This window comes from Luteimonas vadosa (assembly GCF_039543545.1).
GTDB classification, from domain to species: domain Bacteria; phylum Pseudomonadota; class Gammaproteobacteria; order Xanthomonadales; family Xanthomonadaceae; genus Luteimonas; species Luteimonas vadosa.
Genome location: NZ_BAABJY010000001.1, coordinates 415,088 through 431,947 on the forward strand (window position 1 = coordinate 415,088; position 16,860 = coordinate 431,947).

The window sequence follows — 16,860 nt, forward strand, 5'->3', positions numbered from 1 at the left end:
ACCTGAACGCCCGAGGCCGCCGGCCCCGGGCGTCGTCTTCTCCAGCCCCACGCACAGGCAAGGCCGGCGGCCCTGCCCGGAACCCCCAACCCCATGGCCAAGAACCTCCTCATCGTCGAGTCGCCCGCAAAGGCCAAGACGATCAACAAGTACCTGGGCAAGGATTTCCAGGTCCTTGCCTCCTATGGCCACGTCCGCGACCTGGTGCCGAAGGAAGGGGCGGTCGATCCCGACAACCACTTCGCGATGCGCTACGAGACGATCGAGAAGAACGAAAAGCACGTCACCGCCATCGCCAAGGCCGCCAAGGCCGCCGACAGCATCTACCTGGCGACCGACCCGGACCGCGAGGGCGAGGCGATCAGCTGGCACATCGCGGAGATCCTGAAGGAGCGCGGGCTGCTCGAGGACAAGACCTTGGAGCGGGTGGTGTTCACCGAGATCACGCCGCGTGCGATCAAGGACGCGATGGCACGTCCGCGCACGATCGCCGTCGACCTGGTCGACGCCTACCAGGTCCGGCGCGCGCTGGATTACCTCGTCGGCTTCAACCTGTCGCCGGTGTTGTGGCGCAAGGTGCAGCGGGGGCTGTCGGCCGGTCGCGTGCAATCGCCCGCGCTGCGCATGATCGTGGAGCGGGAGGAGGAGATCGAGGCCTTCGTGGCGCGCGAGTACTGGTCGGTCGAGGCCGAGTGCGCGCATCCCTCCCAGGCCTTCACCGCGCGGCTCACCCGGCTGGACGGCAAGAAGTTCGAGCAGTTCACGATCACCGACGGCGACACCGCCGAGGCCGCGCGCCGGCGCATCGTCGACGCCGCCAAGGGCGCGCTGCACGTCACCGACGTCGCCAGCAAGGAACGCAAGCGGCGGCCCTCGCCGCCGTTCACCACCTCGACGCTGCAACAGGAGGCCTCGCGCAAGCTGGGCTTCACCACCCGCCGCACGATGCAGGTGGCGCAGAAGCTGTACGAGGGCGTCAACATCGGCGAAGAGGGCACGGTCGGCCTGATCAGCTACATGCGTACCGACTCGGTCAGCCTGTCCAACGACGCCCTGGGCGAACTGCGCGACGTCATCGCCCGCGACTTCGGCACCAGTGCGTTGCCCGACAAGCCCAACGTCTACAAGACCAAGGCCAAGAACGCGCAGGAGGCGCACGAAGCCATCCGCCCGACCTCGGCCTTGCGCACCCCCGCGCAAATCGCGAAGTTCCTCGACGACGACGGCCGCCGCCTGTACGAGTTGATCTGGAAACGCGCGGTGGCGTGCCAGATGGTGCCGGCGACCCTCAACACGGTCAGCGTCGACCTCGCCGCCGGCGGCGACCATACCTTCCGGGCCACCGGCACCACGGTCATCGATCCCGGCTTCCTCGCGGTCTACGAGGAGGGCAAGGACAGCAAGGGCAAGGAAGACGAGGACGAGGGCCGCAAGCTGCCCGCCATGAAGCCCGGCGACCGCGTGCCGCTCGACCGCATCCACGCCGACCAGCACTTCACCGAACCGCCGCCGCGCTTCTCCGAGGCGAGCCTGGTCAAGGCGCTGGAGGAGTACGGCATCGGCCGCCCGTCCACCTACGCCTCGATCATCCAGACCCTGCAGTTCCGCAAGTACGCCGAACTCGAGAACCGCCGATTCCGCCCGACCGACGTCGGCCGCGCCGTGTCCAACTTCCTCAGCAACCACTTCGCCCGCTACGTCGACTACGACTTCACCGCCAAGCTCGAGGACGAGCTGGACGCGGTCTCGCGCGGCGAGCAGGACTGGGTGCCGCTGATGGAGACCTTCTGGGGCCCGTTCAAGGAGCTGGTGGACGAGAAGACCGAATCGGTCGACCGCTCCGAGGCCACGGGCGCGCGCGAACTGGGCACCGACCCCAAGAGCGGCAAGCCGGTCAGCGTCCGCCTGGGTCGCTACGGACCCTACGCCGCGCTGGGCAGCATCGCCGAGGACGAGACGGAGAAGCCCAAGTTCGCCTCGCTGCGCCCGGGCCAGAGCATGCACACGATCTCGCTGGAGGAGGCCATCGACCTGTTCCGCCTGCCGCGCATCCTCGGCACCGACAAGGACGAGGAGGTCAGCGTCGGCATCGGGCGTTTCGGCCCCTTCGCCAAGCGCGGCAGCGTGTACGCCTCGCTGAAGAAGGAGGACGATCCGTACACGATCGACCTGGCGCGCGCGGTGTTCCTGATCGAGGAGAAGGAGGAGATCGCGCGCAACCGCATCATCAAGGAATTCGAGGGCAGCGACATCCAGGTGCTCAACGGGCGCTACGGCCCGTACCTCTCGGACGGCAAGCTCAACGGCAAGATCCCCAAGGACCGCGAGCCCGCCTCGCTGACCCTGGCCGAAGCGCAGCAGCTGATGGAGGAGACGGGTAAGCCGATGCGCGGGCGCTTCGGCAGGAAGGCCGCTGCGAAGAAGGCGCCGGCCAAGAAGGCCGCCGCCAAGGCCGCGAAGAAAACCACCAAGAAGGCCACGAAGAAGACGGCCAAGAAGGCAGCGAAGAAAACCACCCGCAAGGCCGCGAAGAAACCGGCGGCGAAGGCCGCGAAAGCGAAGGCCGCGACGGCCCGCCCGGAGCAGGAACCGGCACAGTCCCTGCTCACGCCCGGCAAGTTCGTGCCCGGCAAGAAACGGGTGGTGAAGAAGGCGGACGACGACGCGCCTTTCTGAGGGAAACAGCCCCCTGCGGCGCTGCCGGGATCGTGGACCTAGGTCTGCAGCGCCGTCAGGACGAATTCGCAGTGCGGATCGCCGCGGTGCATGCAGCGCACGTGGCGCAGCTCCGGCGGATCGTCGTAGTGCCGCATGCTGGCGAGGATCAGCCCCTCCGCGAACGCGCACATCCGGCGCTGGGAGTGGTACGTCATCACCAGCTCGCCGGCCTCGTTGGCGTCGAAACCGAAGTCGGGCGCACTGGCCCCGGGGAAATCCCGGCGCACCTGCGGATGAATGATGTCGTTGAGCGTCAGCAGGAACGACCAGCTGTCCTGGTGCTGGTCGAACAGGTGCGGCGCCATCGCGTGGAAGTGGGCGACGGCCGACTCGCCGAACCAGCGCTGCGCGTCGTCGATGCCGATGCCGCGCTCCGTGGCGACGGCGGCCACCAGCGCATTGAACTCGGCGTCGGGATAAGTGCGCTGCTGGTCGAACGGTTCGGCCAGCCCGGCCTGGGCGATCGCGCGCTGCCAGGCCTGCTCGCCGAAGGCGTCGCGCGCGCAGCGGCCCAGCAATTCAAGCACGACTCCCTTCATCCCCGTCCCCGGTCCCGGCATCCACGCCGCCGGCACGTTACCATGCGGCCATGACCATGGGAGATGCGCCCGGAACCTGCAGCCTGGAAGCCGGGATCGCATGCCTCCGCCGCGGTGGGGTGGTCGCCTACCCGACCGAAGCGGTCTGGGGGCTCGGATGCGACCCCTTCGACGAGGCGGCCGTGCGGCGCCTGCTCGCGCTCAAGGATCGCGAGATCGACAAGGGGCTGATCCTGGTCGCGGCCGAACGCGCGCAACTGGACGGACTGGTGGACTGGGACGCCCTGGACGCCGCACGGCGGGAGGCGGTCCACGCGTCATGGCCTGGTCCGCACACGTGGATCGCACCGTGCACCGCGCGCGTGCCGCCCTGGATCACCGGGACGCACGCGGGCGTGGCGGTGCGCGTGAGCGCCCATCCGGTGGTGGTCGCGCTTTGCCGCGGGTTCGGCGGGCCCATCGTGTCGACCAGCGCCAATCCCGCGGGCCTCCCCCCGCCGCGCCGCCGCGAGGACATGGATACCCGCCTGGCCGGCGAGGTCGACGCCATCGTCGAAGGGGAAACCGGCGACCTTGGGCAACCCACCCCGATCCGCATCGCCACCGACGGCCGGGTCCTGCGCGGCTGACGATCGCCTTCACTTGCGGATAACACCACGCGCATAGCCTGAACGCACGGCCGAGGCGCCCGTGGGGACGGGCGCCGCCGGATCCACGGGAGACAGACCATGAAACGCAGCACGCCGTGCCTGCTGGCGCTGGCCCTTGCAGCGACGCTTCCGCTCGCCGCGCAAGAGCCCGCCACCGCGACAACCGAGTCCGCCGCCACTGCCGCGCCGGCCATGGACGCCGAGACCCAGGCGATGATGGAGGCCTGGATCAAGGCCGGCACCCCCGGCCCGCAGCACAAGCAGCTGGCGGAACACTTCGTCGGCGACTGGAATGCCAAGCAGTCGATGTGGATGGACCCCGCGGCGCCACCGAGCGTGCAGACCGCGAGCTCCAGCAGCCGGGCCGTCCTCGACGGCCGGCAGGTGCGGGGCGAATACGCCGGCACCTTCATGGGCCAGCCGTTCCAGGGCATCAGCTACACCGGCTACGACAACGTCACCGGCCGCTACACGACCACCTGGACCGACAGCATGTCCACGGCCACCATGCTGGCCTTCGGCGACTACGAGCCCGCCACGAAGACCTATACCTTCAAGTACGACATGCCCGACCCGATGCAGGCCACGCGGCTGATCCCGGTGCGCATGACGATCCGCATCGACGGTCCGGACCGCCATGTGTTCGAGATGCACGAAACGCACGATGGCAAGGAAGCGCGCACCATGCAGATCGAGTACACGCGCGCGGCGAAGAAGTAGCCGCGTGCGTCGGCAACCGGTGCCTGGCTGAACAGTCCTCCGCCCTCCGCTGCGTGCGGCGGAGGGCGTGCCGGCACTGCGGTGGCTCCGGCGCGCCCGTTCGCGCCGCGCGTCCGCATTCGTTGCTTGAATCGCACCCAACCACGCACCCGGCGAAACTTTCCATGCACGGCCCGGGCGCGCATCATGGGAGCATGACCCTGCATGCCCTGCTCGCAGCCCTGCTCGTGCCGCCCTTGCTGGCGGCAGGCGCGGCGGCACGCGGGGCCGACACCGGCAAGGTCACGATCTACCATTGCACCGACGCCAAGGGTCGGCTGACCCTCAGCGATGCGCCTTGCCCCAAGGGACAACGGCAGGAGGCGCGCAGCATGCTGCGGCCGCAGGATCCGCCGGCGCGGCCCGCGGTTCCCGCGCAGCCGGTGGCGCCCGCGCCCGCCGATCGGGCACCCACCCGCGTCGTCGTGCTCCAGCCGCCACGGCCGCTGTACGAATGCGTCACGCCGGACGGCGAGCGCTACACGAGCGACACCAACGACGGTCGCCCCCGCTACGTGCCGCTGTGGACCCTGGGCTATCCGGTCGCGCTTGGCTCCGCGACGCGACCGCGTCCTCCCGGCGGCGCACGCATCGACATCGACACAGGCGACGTGCGCGTTTCCGCGGCCACCCGGCCGCGGCGGCACCTGCTTCCGCACGGTCATGGCTACGGCTACGGCTACGGAGCAGCAACCACCCTGGTGCGCGACGATTGCCACGCCCTGCCGCAGGCCGAAGTCTGCGCGCGCCTCGTCGACCGTCGCGACGCGATCCGTACCCGCTTCTTCAACGCCCAGCAGAGCGAGCGCGACGAGCTGCGGATCGAGGAGCGCGGGATCAACCACCGCCTCGCCAACGACTGCGGGGTCGGCTGATGCGGCCTTTCCGCTGGACCGCGCTGCTACTCGCCGCGGCAGCCATCTCCCAGGCACAGGCGCAAGTCGTCATCTACCGCTGCACGGACGCCAGCGGCGCCCTGACCGTGCAGAACGACGAGCCCTGCCCGAAAGGCACGAAGCAGGAACGCAGCGTCGTCGAACCGCCACCCCCGCTGCCAGCCTACGTGCCCAGCAGCTCGCCGCAACCGGCCGCGTCCATCACCGCCGCACCGGAGCCGGCAGCGACCGAAGGTCGATCCGAACCATCGCGTCCGGACACACCGCCACCGGCCGTGCTCGCGGCCGCCGATCGCCTGCCCCCGCCGCCGATCTACCAATGCAACACCTGGGACAACGGCAGTTACCTCAGCGAAGACCCGGCGCCCAAGCCGCGTTGCGTGCGCCTGCAGACCACCGGCCTGGGTGGCAACCCCGAGAACGGCGCCGGCGCCGCCTGCGAGATGAAATACGACCAGTGCCAGCGCGTCCCCGACGGCGCCGCCTGCGACGGCTGGGTCAAGCGCCAGCGCGAAATCGAATCCGGCTGGCGCTTCGCACGCGGCGAGGACAAGGCCACGCTGCAGGAAGAGTTCGCCCGCGTGGCGAGGATCCTCAGCGACACGACCTGCGGGACATAGCACCGGCAACACGTAGCGGGGTTCGCATCGACGCGTTGCCCCACGCCTCGACCCGGGACCGGCGCCGCGTGCACTTCCGGCCGAACGGGACGCGGACGCTTCGCCAGTGGGCAACCCTTTTGCGCGCCAGGCCGCACGCCTGCCCGTGGGACCACGACTGGAGCGACTGCACGTCGCGCCAAGGTCGTTCGCGCCAGACTGAGGGCCCATCCTCCTGCCGGTTCGGGTGGGGTTTTCCTGACTCGTCGCCAGCAACCATCCGGAGACCGCGATGTCCGTTCCGCGTTATCCCAACGAAAGCGAAGACTACCGCCGCGCCAGGAATGCCCTGCTCGATGCGGAACAACGCCTGGTCGACCAGGTGAAGGCGGTCGCCGCCCTGCGCCGCCGGCTGCCGCCCGGCGGTGAGCTGAAAGAGGATTACACCTTCGCCAGTGCCAACCGGGACACCCTGGGCGAGCCGATCCGGTTTTCCGAACTGTTCGGCGACAAGGACACGCTGCTGCTCTACAGCTACATGTTCGGCAAGGCGTGGGACAAGCCGTGCCCGTCGTGCACGTCGTTGATCGACGGTTTCGACCGCGCGACGATCTCGGTACGCCGGGACGCCGCCTTCGTGGTCGTGGCCAGGGCACCGGCCGAGCGGCTCCGCGCCTGGGCCGACACCCGGGGCTGGAACGACATCGATCTGGTCTCTGCCGAGTCGAACACGTACCTGGCCGACTACAAATGCCAGGACGGCGACGGCGATGACGGGTTGCAGCCGATCATGCACGTGTTCACCCGCAGCGACGGCATGATCCGCCATTTCTGGGGCACCGAACTGCGGCAGAACCATGTCGACACCGTGTGGCCCTACTGGAACCTGATGGACATGACCCCCGAAGGCCGCCCGGACGTGCCGACACCCCCGCAGGATTTCCGCTCCCGGTTCCTGGAGCAGCACTACCTGGACGGCGACGGCTAGCGCCCCGGCCCGCTTCGCTCCGCCGCGGATCCGCGGGAGACGCGTTACTCCTGATCGGACGAACGCCGTGTTCCCACGGTCACCTCATCCGCGATCGTCAACGTCATCAGGTCTTCGCCGACCAACAGGGGACCGTCGTAGGTGGCGCGCGTCTCCCCGACCAGGTCTTCCGCCCGCATGCCGCCCGCCAGCACGAGGTGGGAGTAGACCGCGAGCTTGGGTGCCACGGCGGTGAACACTCGGCCGGCATCGGCCGGTTGCGTGTGATGCACCAGGCGGGGGAGGTCCGGGTGCGCCTGCTTGAACGCTGCGGGCGCATCCGCGACTTCGTGCACCAGGAGATCGACGCCCTTGGCGCGCCTGATGAGCGATTCGGAATAACGGGTATCGCCCGACAAGGCGACCGATCGCTCGCCCGAGTCGACCCTGAATCCGAATGCGGGGGCCACCGGAGCGTGGTCGACGTCGAAGGCCAGCACCTCGACGCCGTCCGCATGCCAGCGATAGCCACCTGAGATTTCGGTCACCTCGATCGCCACGCCCTGCGCGCTGCGTCCGGCTTCTGCGGTGCGAATGGCGATGTCGTACTCGAACGCCTTGGCCAGATGTTCGGCAAGGGCGCTGGTTCCCACCGGACCGTACACCCGCAGTGGCGTCGTGCGCCCATCGACCACCCATCCGGTCAGCCAGACGTCGACCAGCCCCACGACGTGGTCCGAGTGCAGGTGCGTCAGGAAGATGCCGTCGAGCTCGCCCGTGCTGACGCCCACTTGCCGCAAGCGCTGCATGGTTCCGCGCCCGGCGTCGAACAGCAGCGTCTGTCCGGCAGCCTCGACCAGCGTGCCCGGGCCGAAACGCTCCAGGCTCGGCGTCGGATCACCGGTGCCGAGCAGGGTGACCCTGATGTCCTGCGACAGGGCCTGGCTCGAACAGGCGAGCAGCAACGCGAACACGCCCCCGCAGACGCGGTCGAGGATCGTCGTTCCCGCGATCCTGCCCACGGCATGCCGCGGGCTAGAAGCCATAACGCGTGAACCCGCCATCCACCGCAATGCACTCGCCGGTGATGTAACCCGACGCCGGCAGGCACAGGAACGCCACGGCGGCGGCGACTTCCTCCGGCTCGCCCACGCGCCCCATCGGCGTGCGCAGCAGGACCTCGTCGAGGTAATCGGGGTCCGAGAGCTTGGCCGAGGTGCGGCGGGTGCGGATGTACCACGGCGCCACGGCGTTGACGCGGATACCGTCCTCGGCCCATTCGACGGCGAGGTTGCGGGTCATCTGGTGCAACGCGGCCTTGGCCATGCCGTAGGGCGCGCCGCTGCGCACGTGCGTACTGCCGGAGACGCTGCCGATGTTGACGATGCTCGAGGCCGCGTGCTGGGTGAGCAGCGGGAAGGCGTAACGGCACAACTCGAACGCCGAGAACAGGTTCACCTCGAAGATCTCGCGCCACTCGTCCTCGGTGTAGTCGACCGCCGGCCTGCTGAGGTTGCCGCCGGCGTTGTTGACCAGGACGTTGAGCCCCTCGCCCTGGTCCTCGACCCAGTCCAGCAGTTCGCGGCGCTGCTCGTCGTCGGCGACGTCGGCGATGAAGGCGCGCACCTCGCCGCCCGGGCACTCCTCCAGCAGTTCCTCGCGCGCGGCCTCCAGCGCGTCGCCGCTGCGCGCGACGATCAGCACGCGTGCGCCGAACCCCAGCAGCTCACGCGCGATGGCGCGCCCGATGCCGGCGCTCGCGCCCGTGACCAGGGCCAGTTGTCCGTCGAGGCGCCAGCGATGCGGGTCCATGGGCGTTCCGGGTTGCGGATGGGCGTTGGGCGTAGGATAACGCCGGGCCCATCGAGGACAGCACCATGAACGTACGCACCATGCTCGCCGCCACCGTGCTCGTGCTGTCGGCAGCCGCCTGCACGCGGCCACCCGAGCCGCCGACGGACGATCCGCCGGAACCGCAGGCCCGCGGATCGGATGCGACGGAATCGCATGACGCGATCCAGGCGCCGATCCAGAAGGCCGAGGCGGTGGAGGGCGCCGTGCTCGACGCCGCGGCGAAGCAGCGCGCCGATATCGAAGCGCAAACCGGGGGTTAGCGCCCGGGCGCGCCGCCTGCGTGGGGGCTTCCACGGCCGCGTCCGTGGAGGGCTGGCGCAAGACGCACGATGCGTGCGCATGCGTGTTCTCGCTCCCACGTGACGCCCGCAAGACACCGCCGCGCTGGGTCCGTAACCGGCACTTCCGCGCGGCTTTTCAGCCGCAGCGCGAAAACCGGTGGACGCGGCATGCGTCGCGTCGCATCAGCGGTTTTCTTTCGGGTTCCGGGGATTGGATGCGCGATGCATGCGCGAGCGTGCGGGCGTGCACCCGTACGCTCGGCGCTAGCGAAATGGGTCAGAAATCGCAGAAGCAGTGCGCCACGGCCTTGACCGGCGAACCACCCCGCTCCCTCGCACGCTCCAGGAAGCGCAGGTCCTGCTCGGCGTCGGGCAGCAGGCGTGCCAACAGGCCGCGGGCCATCCCCGATTGCTGCAGCAGGTGCGCGCCCATGCGCCCTTCGGCGAAGCTGGTGAACCAGCGCTCGAACGGCGTCGCCGGTTTCTCCACGTAGCGCAGGCGCCAGGTGTCGGGCTTGCCGAGTCCCGCGCGCCTGGCGGCATCGTCGACCGCGGCCTGCAAGCCACCGAACTGGTCGACGAGGCCGCGCTGCCTGGCCTGCGCGCCGCTCCATACCCGGCCACGGGCGACGGTGTCGATCTGCTCGACGCTGCGCTCGCGCGCCTTGGCGACCTTGCCGGTGAATTCGCGGTAGCCCCGCTCGATCACGGCCTGAATCACCGTACCGACTTCCGGCTGCAGCGGACGGGTGATGTCGAAGGCGCCGGCGAAGCGGGTAGTGCCGACGCCGTCGGTGTGCACGCCGATGCGATCGAGGGTGCGCGGGATCGTCGGGATCAGGCCGAAGATGCCGATCGAACCGGTGATGGTCGAGGGGTCGGCGAAGATGCGATCGGCATTCATGCTGATCCAGTAGCCACCCGAGGCGGCCAGGTCGCCCATCGAGACCACGACCGGTTTTCCGGCTTCCTTCAATGCCACGACCTCGCGGCGGATCTGCTCGGAGGCGAAGACTTCGCCGCCCGGCGAATCCACCCGCAGCACGACGGCGCGGACATCGTCGTCGTCGCGCGCGTCGCGCAGCAACGCCGCCGTGGACTCGCCGCCGATGGTGCCCGGCGGCTGCTTCCCGCCCGTGATCTCGCCTTCTGCGACCACCACGGCGACCTGGGGGCGCGGGTCCACGCCCGGCACCACGCTGTCGACGTGCTTGAGGTAACCCTCCAGCGAGATCTGGCGGAAGCCGCCTTCGGCGTCCTCGTCGATCTCGCCCCGCTCGGCCAGCAGGTCCTCGACCTGCTCGCGCGTCTTCAGGCCGTCGACAAGCTTCTGCTCCACGGCATAGCGGCCAAGGTCGCCGCCGACCGCCACGATGCCCTCGGGCATGGTGCGGATGCCCGCGGCGATCCGCGCCGGACTGAGCTTGCGCGCCTTGCCGACATCGGCCAGGTAGCGTTGCCAGATGTCGTTCATCCAGAACAGGTCGGCCTCCTTGGCCTCCGGCGACGCCCCGTCTAGCACGTAGGGTTCGACCGCGGACTTGTACTCGCCGACCTTGAACACGTGGACGTCGACGTCGAGCTTGTCCTGCAGGCCCTCGCGGTAGTACTGCCGGTACCGCCCCAGGCCCTCGAGCAGCAGCCCGCCCTCGGGATCCATGTAGACCTCGTCGGCCTCCGCCGCCAGCAGGTACTGCGCCTGCTCGAAGTAGTCGCCATAGGCCACGACCTGCTTGCCCGCGGCCTTCACCCGGGCGATCGCGTCCGCGAGCTCGCGGATCGAAGCGTAACCGGAGAAGCTCATGCGGTCGGTGCGCAACAGGACCCGCTCGATGCGCGCGTCTTCAGCGGCGGCGTCCAGCGCGCGCAACAGGTCCCGGAGCTGTACTTCGCCAGCGTCCTGGCCCAGGCTCTTGCCAAGCGCGCGGCTGACCGGATCGGAGCTGTACTGCTCCACCAGCGCGCCCTGGGGCGCGACCACCAGCGTGGTGCCGTCCAGCAACGACTTGATGCGGTCGCCGGCGGCCAGCACCACGAGCAGCAAGACCAGCAGCAGCAGGAACAGCAGGTTGAACACCAGCCGTCGGGTGAAATTCAGGGCATCCCAGAAACCGACCAGGACGCGGGCAATGGGGCCGCGACGGCGCGGTGTGTTCATGTCGACTCCGAAAAAAGACGCGATCTGCAGCCAGTATCGGCGAGCATCGCCGGCGCGTCATCCGCCATCGGTCATCCCGCCATCAGTCGCGGATCGCGCGAGGAACGCAGGAAACGCGCGCCCATCAGCAGCGCCGCCACGCCCAGGCCGGCGATCAGGCCGATCCACATGCCGCGCGTGCCCCAGCCCAGGCCCAGGCCCAGCCCCGCACCCAGCGGCATGCCCACGCCCCAGTAGGCGAACGCGGCCAGGAACATCGGCACCCGCGTGTCCTTGAGTCCGCGCAACGCGCCGGCGGAGAGGACCTGAATGCCGTCCGGGAACTGGAACGCCGCCGCGTACAACAGCAGGACGGCCGCCAGGCCCGATACAGCCAGGTCGCGGGTGTAGATGCCGACGATGGCCTCGTGCCCCAGCAGCAGCACCAAGCCCGACAGCGCCTGCGTCGCCAGCACCAGCACCAGTCCGGCGAAGGCCGCGCGACGCACACCGACGCTGCCGCGCGCACTGCCCACGGCATGCCCCACTCGCACCGTGGTCGCCTCGGCCACGCCGAAGGGGATCATGAAGCACAGGCTGGCCACGTTGATCGCGATCTGGTGCGCGGCCGCGGGGATTTCGCCCAGGCGGCCGATCAGCAAGGCCGTCACGATGAACAGGCTTCCCTCCATCATCACCGTCACCCCGATCGGCAGGCCCGTGCGCAGCAGGCCTGCGATCGTGGTCCATGACGGCGGATCGAACCGGGCGAACAAGGCGAGGTCGGCGAAGCGGGGCGCGCGCCGCAGGTAAACGAAGAAGGCGATCGCCTGGCACCAGATCATGATCGCCGAGGCGTACCCCAACCCGCCCGCGCCCAGTTCCGGAAGACCGAAGGCACCGAAGGCCAGCACGTAGCCCAGCGGCACCAGCAGCAGCAGGCCGCCGAAGCCCAGCACCATGGTCGGCAACGTCCAGTGCAAGCCATCGCTGAGGTAGCGCATCGCGTAGTACAGGGTCAGCGCCGGCACCCCCCAGCGGATGCCGTGCAGGAATGCGGTGGCGCCGGGCCGGATTTCCGGCGCGATGCCCATCGGCGCCAGTGCATGCACGGCCAGCGTGAGGAACGCGAACAGCAACACGCCCAGTCCCGCGGCCAGCCACAGCGACTGCCGGAACACCGCGCCGATCTCCGCACGCCGGCCGGCGCCGTCGAGCTGCGACACCGAAGGCGGCAGCGCCATCAGCGTCCCCATCGGGATCATCATCGGCAGCCAGAACAGCGCCGTCCCCACGGCGACCGCGGCCAGGGTGGTGGTCCCGTGGTGGCCCGCGATCACGCTGTCGACGAAGCCGATCAATCCGGTCGACAGGTGGCCGAGCACCAGTGGCGCGGCCAGCACGGCGGTGGTGCGCACTTCGCGACGAAAGGGCGCGGCGGTGGACGAGGGATGGGACACGGGAAGCCAGGGCGATTGCGGCCGCGCATCCGATCGGCTGTCGGGCGCTGGCGCCGGGTCGCGGCAGGCGACTAGTCTAACGTCCACCTGCGGGCGCTCACGATGCCGCCATCGCCGGGTAGGCGCCGAGGTAGATCAGGGTCAGCCCGACGGTGTCGTAGACGCCGTGGACGAGGATCGGCAGCCACAGGTTCCTGCCACCGGCGAGGTAGAGCAGGCCCAGCCCCAGCCCGACGTAGCCGGTGGCGAGGATGCCGGACAGGCCCTGGTAGCCATGCGCCACGCCGAAGACCACGGAAGTCACCAGCAAGGCCGCGGCCCAGGCCATCCGCCCCGACCCGAAGACGTCGACGAGCCGGTTGAGCAGGTACCCCCGGTAAGCCAGCTCCTCGCCGATGGCGACCAGGCCCCAGACCACGAGCAGCATGAGCAGGTAATTGCCCGTATTGCCGACGAGCCCGGAGAAACGCGACAGGTCGACCGGCGTGCCGGTGACCGATTGCAACCAGGGTTCGACGACATGGGCATCGAACATCACCCAGGCACTCCCCACGACCAGGGCCGCCAGCAGCACCGGGAGCATCCGCCGGGGACGCCGCAGACCGACATCGGCCCAGCGCAACCGCCTCAGTCGCAACGACAGCCAGCCTGCCAGCACCACCACGTAGGTGTCCACGCCCGCCAGCACGCCGCTGGCCAACAGCCCGATGGCGGCCACGAGTTCCACGACGGCGATGGGCCTCGATCCGGAATCGTTTCCCGGCTGTCCTGTCTCGAATGACGGGCTCTCGTCCATCGACTTTCCCTGGTTTGCCCCGCCCCAACTCTAGCCGACGCCCCACGGAACGCGTCTCCGGAGGGCCCTTGGCCACTTCGCACGAGTTGCGCGCACCCCTGCGCAGCGACACGATGGCGCGGCACGATCCCCAACCACGGTCCCGGACATGAGCGACACCGCCCAGCTCGACCCTGCCTCGCCCCTGCAGGAGGACGCAACCGGTGCCTGCGAGAACTGCGGCACGCCGCTGCAGGGCACCTACTGCTATGCGTGCGGGCAATCGCGGCACAACCCGACGCGGCACCTCGGGCATGCGATCGAGGACGTGTTCGAATCCATCTGGCACCTGGACGGCCGCATCTTCCGCACGCTGCGCGACCTGCTGGTGCCCGGCCGCGTGGCCATCGACTACCTGGCCGGCCATCGCGCGCGCTACGTGGCGCCCTTCCGCCTGTTCGTGATCCTCAGCCTGCTGACGTTCTTCATCGCCAGCCTCAGCACCGACATCGACCCGGACACGGCGATCCGCCTCGATGGCGACAGCGACATCTCGCAAGCCGAAACGGTCGCCGAAGTCGAGCGCCGGCGCGACGAGGCGATCGCCGCGCTCGAATCGCGGCGTGGCGAGCTTGCGGAACAGGCGCCGGTCGCCGCCGCCGCGATCGACACGGCGGTGTCGGCCGCGCGCAGCCAGGCCGATGCGCGCATCGCCGAGCTGCGCGAGGCATCGCCCGCAACCGATGACACGCCCGGTGCGGAGGTCCCGGCGACGCGAGGGAAGAAGCCGGGCCGCGACGAGGAAGCGGGCGCCTGGGATGCCAAGGCCAATCCGATCGCCATCGCCTGGCTGCCCGGCTTCGCCAACGACTGGCTCAACACGCAGTCCGACCGCGCCAGCCACAACGTGCTGCGCATCCGCGACGACCCGGAGCGCTTCGTCGGCGACCTCATCGGCGCGATCCCGACCACACTGATCTTCCTCGTGCCGCTGTTCGCGCTGCTGCTCAAGCTGGCCTACCTGTTCACCGGGCGGCTGTACCTGGAGCACCTGGTGGTGGCGCTCTACAGCCATGCCTACCTGCTGCTGTCCTTGCTGCTGATCTTCGTGGCGTCGGCGATCCGCGGCGCTCTGCCCGCCGGAGCCTCGGGGCTGGGTGTCGTGTTCGGCCTGGTCGAGGCGGGACTGTGGGCGTGGATGCCGGTCTACCTGCTGTTGATGCAGAGGCGGGTCTACCGGCAGGGGTGGCCGATGACGCTGCTCAAGTACACGGTCATGGGCGTGCTGTACTTCATGCTGCTCGGCTTCGGCGCGGCGTTCCTGTTCACCTACGTGCTGGTGAAGATGTAGGCGCTCCCGGGAACTCACGTTCGCAGATCAGGGATCGACGCGCCGGCGCAGCCAGGCTTCGCGCTGGGAGGCGTCGGTGGAAAGCAGCTCGCGGCGCAGCGCGTCGCGCTCCTGCGGCGGCGTGCGTTGCGCCAGCACGGCCAGGTCGGCGTGCTCGCCCGCGCCCATCGATCGCAGCGTCGCCAAGAGCTTGTCGCGTTCGTCCTGCGGCACCTGGGCAAGCAACGGATACAGCTGGGGATAGACCGCGCCGAGCGTAGGGCCAAGCGCCCAGCCGCGGCGCTCGATCGCATCCAGCGCCGCATAGCGCTCGCGCCAAGCCCGCTGCTCGGCCGCCGGCAAGGCGGCATACCGGTTCGCGGCTGCCCGCAACAGGGCTTGTTCCAGCGTGGGCAAGGCCCGCCAGGACAGCCAGGCGTCGCGGCGTGCGCGCTGCTGCTCGCGGTCCAACGCGTCCCATTCCGAAAGGCGCCGCCGCACGCGCAGCCGTTCCGCCGCCGGGAGCGCATCCAGCCGTGCCTGGCGCGCCAGGACCTGCTGCCGTTGCGCCGGCGGCATCGCGTCGACGCTGTCGCGCAGCGACGGGGGCAGGCCCTGGGACCAAGCCACGGCGCAGGCAAGCAACGCAGCCGCGGCGAGGATCACGGGCAGTGGATGGCTAGCGCGGCGCATCGTCGACCTCGGTCGGGCCGGCGTCCGTGCCGGGAAGGTCCGCGAGCGGTTCGTCCGCATCGCCGAGCGGCAAGGGTTCGGCATCGTCGCCGGCGCGCGAGCGTTCCACCTGCACCGCGTACCAGGCGTAGAAGCCCGGGTCCCCAGACGCCGGCGTCCCGGTGTCGGCCAGCAGCATGTCGAAATCGCGATGGGTCAGCAGGCGGGCATCGTCGTGGTACATGGCCTTGGGGGGCTGCGGTGGCGGCAAGGGTTCGACCCGGATGCCATCGGGCGCGGACTCGCGCAGGAAGTCGGGCCACAACCAGGTCACCGCCAGCGCCAGCCCCGTCGCCGCCACGACGGCCAACCGGGCCAGTCGCCAGGACCGGTCCCCCCCGTGCGCGACGCGCCGCGGGCGCGGCGCCGGTGGCGGCTTCAGGCCATGGACGGCGGCTTCGCGATGGCGTGCGATCTCGGCCAACCGGTCCGCCGGCAGCTGGCGGATCGCCGCCTGGGCCGCCTCGGCAAGCGATTTCCACCGCTCCGCGTCGGGGGCCCCGTCCTCGCGGTGCGGCAAGGCCCGGAGCAGGGCGAGACGGTACGTGGGCCGGGCGACACCGAGCACTGCGGCCGCATCGGCGTCGGCGAGCCCGGCGACCAGGCGCAGCAGCAGCGCCGCGCGCGGACCACGGCCCAGTCCGGGCAGGACGGCGAAAGCCGGCGGCCATGCGGGATCCCAGGGGGACGTCCGGAGCCTGGGCGAGGCCAGGAGCAGCGACCAGAAGCGACGCGGCCAGTCGGTGAACGGGGTGTCGCCGACCAGCGCGCGAAAGGCCCGCAGCGTGGCCACCAGCGCCTCGTCGCCGGCGGCGGCCGACCCCGTCAGCAGCTGCGCGAAGACCGCGCCGCGGCGCTCGACGCCACGCAGGAACGCGGTCAGGGCCGCGGGCGCGGCAGCGGTCTCGTCCAAGGTGCGCGCGGTCATCGATTCAGCATCATCCTTGGCGCCATCATAGCGACGGCCCCGCCCCGGCCCGCACTTGACCGGGCGCACGTTTCCTGATCGCGGGACCAGGCGGCCGTCCCCATGCCCCCGCAGGTTGTGCACAGCGGGCCCGGAACGGCCATGTCAACCCCAGCGGCCAGTCCCGGCCCCTTCGCTGTCCATATGTTTCACGCGCATGTCGCTGATTGCAAAGGACTTCTTGGGATTGGTGATT

15 protein-coding genes and 1 pseudogene are annotated in these 16,860 nt (G+C 69.9%); 8 read left to right on the plus strand and 8 right to left on the minus strand.

What is annotated here, in order from left to right; translation table 11 throughout:
- Positions 1 to 93: 93 nt before the first annotated feature.
- Positions 94 to 2,577, plus strand: a pseudogene (locus ABD970_RS01925) (DNA topoisomerase I); the annotation flags it as partial.
- A gap of 137 nt (positions 2,578 to 2,714) precedes the next feature.
- Here the strand turns inward: ABD970_RS01925 and ABD970_RS01930 are convergent.
- The gene (locus ABD970_RS01930) at positions 2,715 to 3,257 is read right to left on the minus strand and encodes a heme NO-binding domain-containing protein (RefSeq protein ID WP_345293809.1); all 543 of its coding nucleotides are present in this window, start codon (positions 3,255 to 3,257) and stop codon (positions 2,715 to 2,717) included.
- Positions 3,258 to 3,307: 50 nt separating this feature from the next.
- On the opposite strand from ABD970_RS01930, the gene tsaC reads away from it, so the two are divergent.
- The 5 genes from tsaC (at position 3,308) to ABD970_RS01955 (ending at position 7,149) form a co-directional block, all read left to right on the plus strand.
- Positions 3,308 to 3,886: an L-threonylcarbamoyladenylate synthase type 1 TsaC gene (tsaC, locus tag ABD970_RS01935; RefSeq protein ID WP_345293810.1), complete on the plus strand. Its 579-nt coding sequence runs from the start codon at positions 3,308 to 3,310 to the stop codon at positions 3,884 to 3,886.
- A gap of 99 nt (positions 3,887 to 3,985) precedes the next feature.
- Positions 3,986 to 4,627 (plus strand): DUF1579 domain-containing protein, encoded by a 642-nt coding sequence (locus tag ABD970_RS01940; RefSeq protein ID WP_345293811.1) that lies wholly within the window; start codon positions 3,986 to 3,988, stop codon positions 4,625 to 4,627.
- A 194-nt stretch (positions 4,628 to 4,821) separates the two neighbouring features.
- Positions 4,822 to 5,541, plus strand: coding sequence for a DUF4124 domain-containing protein (locus ABD970_RS01945; RefSeq protein WP_345293812.1), 720 nt, complete (start codon positions 4,822 to 4,824; stop codon positions 5,539 to 5,541).
- Positions 5,541 to 6,182, plus strand: a complete 642-nt coding sequence (locus ABD970_RS01950) for a DUF4124 domain-containing protein (protein WP_345293813.1) — start codon at positions 5,541 to 5,543, stop codon at positions 6,180 to 6,182. Before ABD970_RS01945 ends, ABD970_RS01950 begins: the two co-directional genes overlap by 1 nt.
- A gap of 271 nt (positions 6,183 to 6,453) precedes the next feature.
- Positions 6,454 to 7,149, plus strand: coding sequence for a DUF899 family protein (locus ABD970_RS01955; RefSeq protein ID WP_345293814.1), 696 nt, complete (start codon positions 6,454 to 6,456; stop codon positions 7,147 to 7,149).
- Between the two features lie 44 nt (positions 7,150 to 7,193).
- Here the strand turns inward: ABD970_RS01955 and ABD970_RS01960 are convergent, their stop codons facing one another.
- Together ABD970_RS01960 and ABD970_RS01965 are read right to left on the minus strand one after the other, a co-directional pair.
- Positions 7,194 to 8,174, minus strand: coding sequence for an MBL fold metallo-hydrolase (locus ABD970_RS01960; RefSeq protein ID WP_345293815.1), 981 nt, complete (start codon positions 8,172 to 8,174; stop codon positions 7,194 to 7,196).
- Entirely contained in the window at positions 8,164 to 8,940 is a 777-nt protein-coding gene (locus ABD970_RS01965) for an SDR family oxidoreductase (protein WP_345293816.1), read from the minus strand. Before ABD970_RS01965 ends, ABD970_RS01960 begins: the two co-directional genes overlap by 11 nt.
- Before the next feature lie 65 nt (positions 8,941 to 9,005).
- Here ABD970_RS01965 and ABD970_RS01970 point away from each other — a divergent pair, with 65 nt between their 5' ends.
- Complete coding sequence (locus tag ABD970_RS01970) at positions 9,006 to 9,242, plus strand: hypothetical protein (RefSeq protein ID WP_345293817.1); 237 nt, start codon at positions 9,006 to 9,008, stop codon at positions 9,240 to 9,242.
- 298 nt (positions 9,243 to 9,540) lie between these two features.
- On the opposite strand, the gene sppA is transcribed toward ABD970_RS01970, so the two are convergent.
- The 3 genes from sppA to ABD970_RS01985 all read right to left on the minus strand — a co-directional run bounded on the left by sppA (position 9,541) and on the right by ABD970_RS01985 (position 13,656).
- Positions 9,541 to 11,421 carry a signal peptide peptidase SppA gene (gene sppA / locus ABD970_RS01975; RefSeq protein WP_345293818.1) on the minus strand — a complete coding sequence of 627 codons (1,881 nt, stop codon included), beginning with the start codon at positions 11,419 to 11,421 and terminating at the stop codon, positions 9,541 to 9,543.
- 71 nt (positions 11,422 to 11,492) lie between these two features.
- Positions 11,493 to 12,860, minus strand: a complete 1,368-nt coding sequence (locus ABD970_RS01980) for an MATE family efflux transporter (protein WP_345293819.1) — start codon at positions 12,858 to 12,860, stop codon at positions 11,493 to 11,495.
- Positions 12,861 to 12,957: 97 nt separating this feature from the next.
- A complete protein-coding gene (locus tag ABD970_RS01985) occupies positions 12,958 to 13,656 on the minus strand; it encodes a CPBP family intramembrane glutamic endopeptidase (protein ID WP_345293820.1) in 699 nt (232 codons plus the stop codon).
- Between the two features lie 148 nt (positions 13,657 to 13,804).
- On the opposite strand from ABD970_RS01985, the gene ABD970_RS01990 reads away from it, so the two are divergent.
- A complete protein-coding gene (locus tag ABD970_RS01990) occupies positions 13,805 to 14,986 on the plus strand; it encodes a DUF3667 domain-containing protein (protein WP_345293821.1) in 1,182 nt (393 codons plus the stop codon).
- A gap of 27 nt (positions 14,987 to 15,013) precedes the next feature.
- On the opposite strand, the gene ABD970_RS01995 is transcribed toward ABD970_RS01990, so the two are convergent.
- Together ABD970_RS01995 and ABD970_RS02000 are read right to left on the minus strand one after the other, a co-directional pair.
- Entirely contained in the window at positions 15,014 to 15,658 is a 645-nt protein-coding gene (locus ABD970_RS01995; RefSeq protein ID WP_345293822.1) for a DUF3106 domain-containing protein, read from the minus strand.
- The gene (locus tag ABD970_RS02000) at positions 15,645 to 16,625 is read right to left on the minus strand and encodes a hypothetical protein (protein WP_345293823.1); all 981 of its coding nucleotides are present in this window, start codon (positions 16,623 to 16,625) and stop codon (positions 15,645 to 15,647) included. The genes ABD970_RS01995 and ABD970_RS02000 overlap by 14 nt, the downstream gene beginning before the upstream one ends.
- Positions 16,626 to 16,860: the final 235 nt, after the last annotated feature.

Coding starts and splice junctions, on each gene's coding strand:
- ABD970_RS01930 (WP_345293809.1), bottom strand. CDS start 3,257: ATGAAGGGAGTCGTGCTTGAATTGCTGGGCCGCTGCGCGCGCGACGCC.
- tsaC (WP_345293810.1), top strand. CDS start 3,308: ATGACCATGGGAGATGCGCCCGGAACCTGCAGCCTGGAAGCCGGGATC.
- ABD970_RS01940 (WP_345293811.1), top strand. CDS start 3,986: ATGAAACGCAGCACGCCGTGCCTGCTGGCGCTGGCCCTTGCAGCGACG.
- ABD970_RS01945 (WP_345293812.1), top strand. CDS start 4,822: ATGACCCTGCATGCCCTGCTCGCAGCCCTGCTCGTGCCGCCCTTGCTG.
- ABD970_RS01950 (WP_345293813.1), top strand. CDS start 5,541: ATGCGGCCTTTCCGCTGGACCGCGCTGCTACTCGCCGCGGCAGCCATC.
- ABD970_RS01955 (WP_345293814.1), top strand. CDS start 6,454: ATGTCCGTTCCGCGTTATCCCAACGAAAGCGAAGACTACCGCCGCGCC.
- ABD970_RS01960 (WP_345293815.1), bottom strand. CDS start 8,174: ATGGCTTCTAGCCCGCGGCATGCCGTGGGCAGGATCGCGGGAACGACG.
- ABD970_RS01965 (WP_345293816.1), bottom strand. CDS start 8,940: ATGGACCCGCATCGCTGGCGCCTCGACGGACAACTGGCCCTGGTCACG.
- ABD970_RS01970 (WP_345293817.1), top strand. CDS start 9,006: ATGAACGTACGCACCATGCTCGCCGCCACCGTGCTCGTGCTGTCGGCA.
- sppA (WP_345293818.1), bottom strand. CDS start 11,421: ATGAACACACCGCGCCGTCGCGGCCCCATTGCCCGCGTCCTGGTCGGT.
- ABD970_RS01985 (WP_345293820.1), bottom strand. CDS start 13,656: ATGGACGAGAGCCCGTCATTCGAGACAGGACAGCCGGGAAACGATTCC.
- ABD970_RS01990 (WP_345293821.1), top strand. CDS start 13,805: ATGAGCGACACCGCCCAGCTCGACCCTGCCTCGCCCCTGCAGGAGGAC.
- ABD970_RS01995 (WP_345293822.1), bottom strand. CDS start 15,658: ATGCGCCGCGCTAGCCATCCACTGCCCGTGATCCTCGCCGCGGCTGCG.
- ABD970_RS02000 (WP_345293823.1), bottom strand. CDS start 16,625: ATGACCGCGCGCACCTTGGACGAGACCGCTGCCGCGCCCGCGGCCCTG.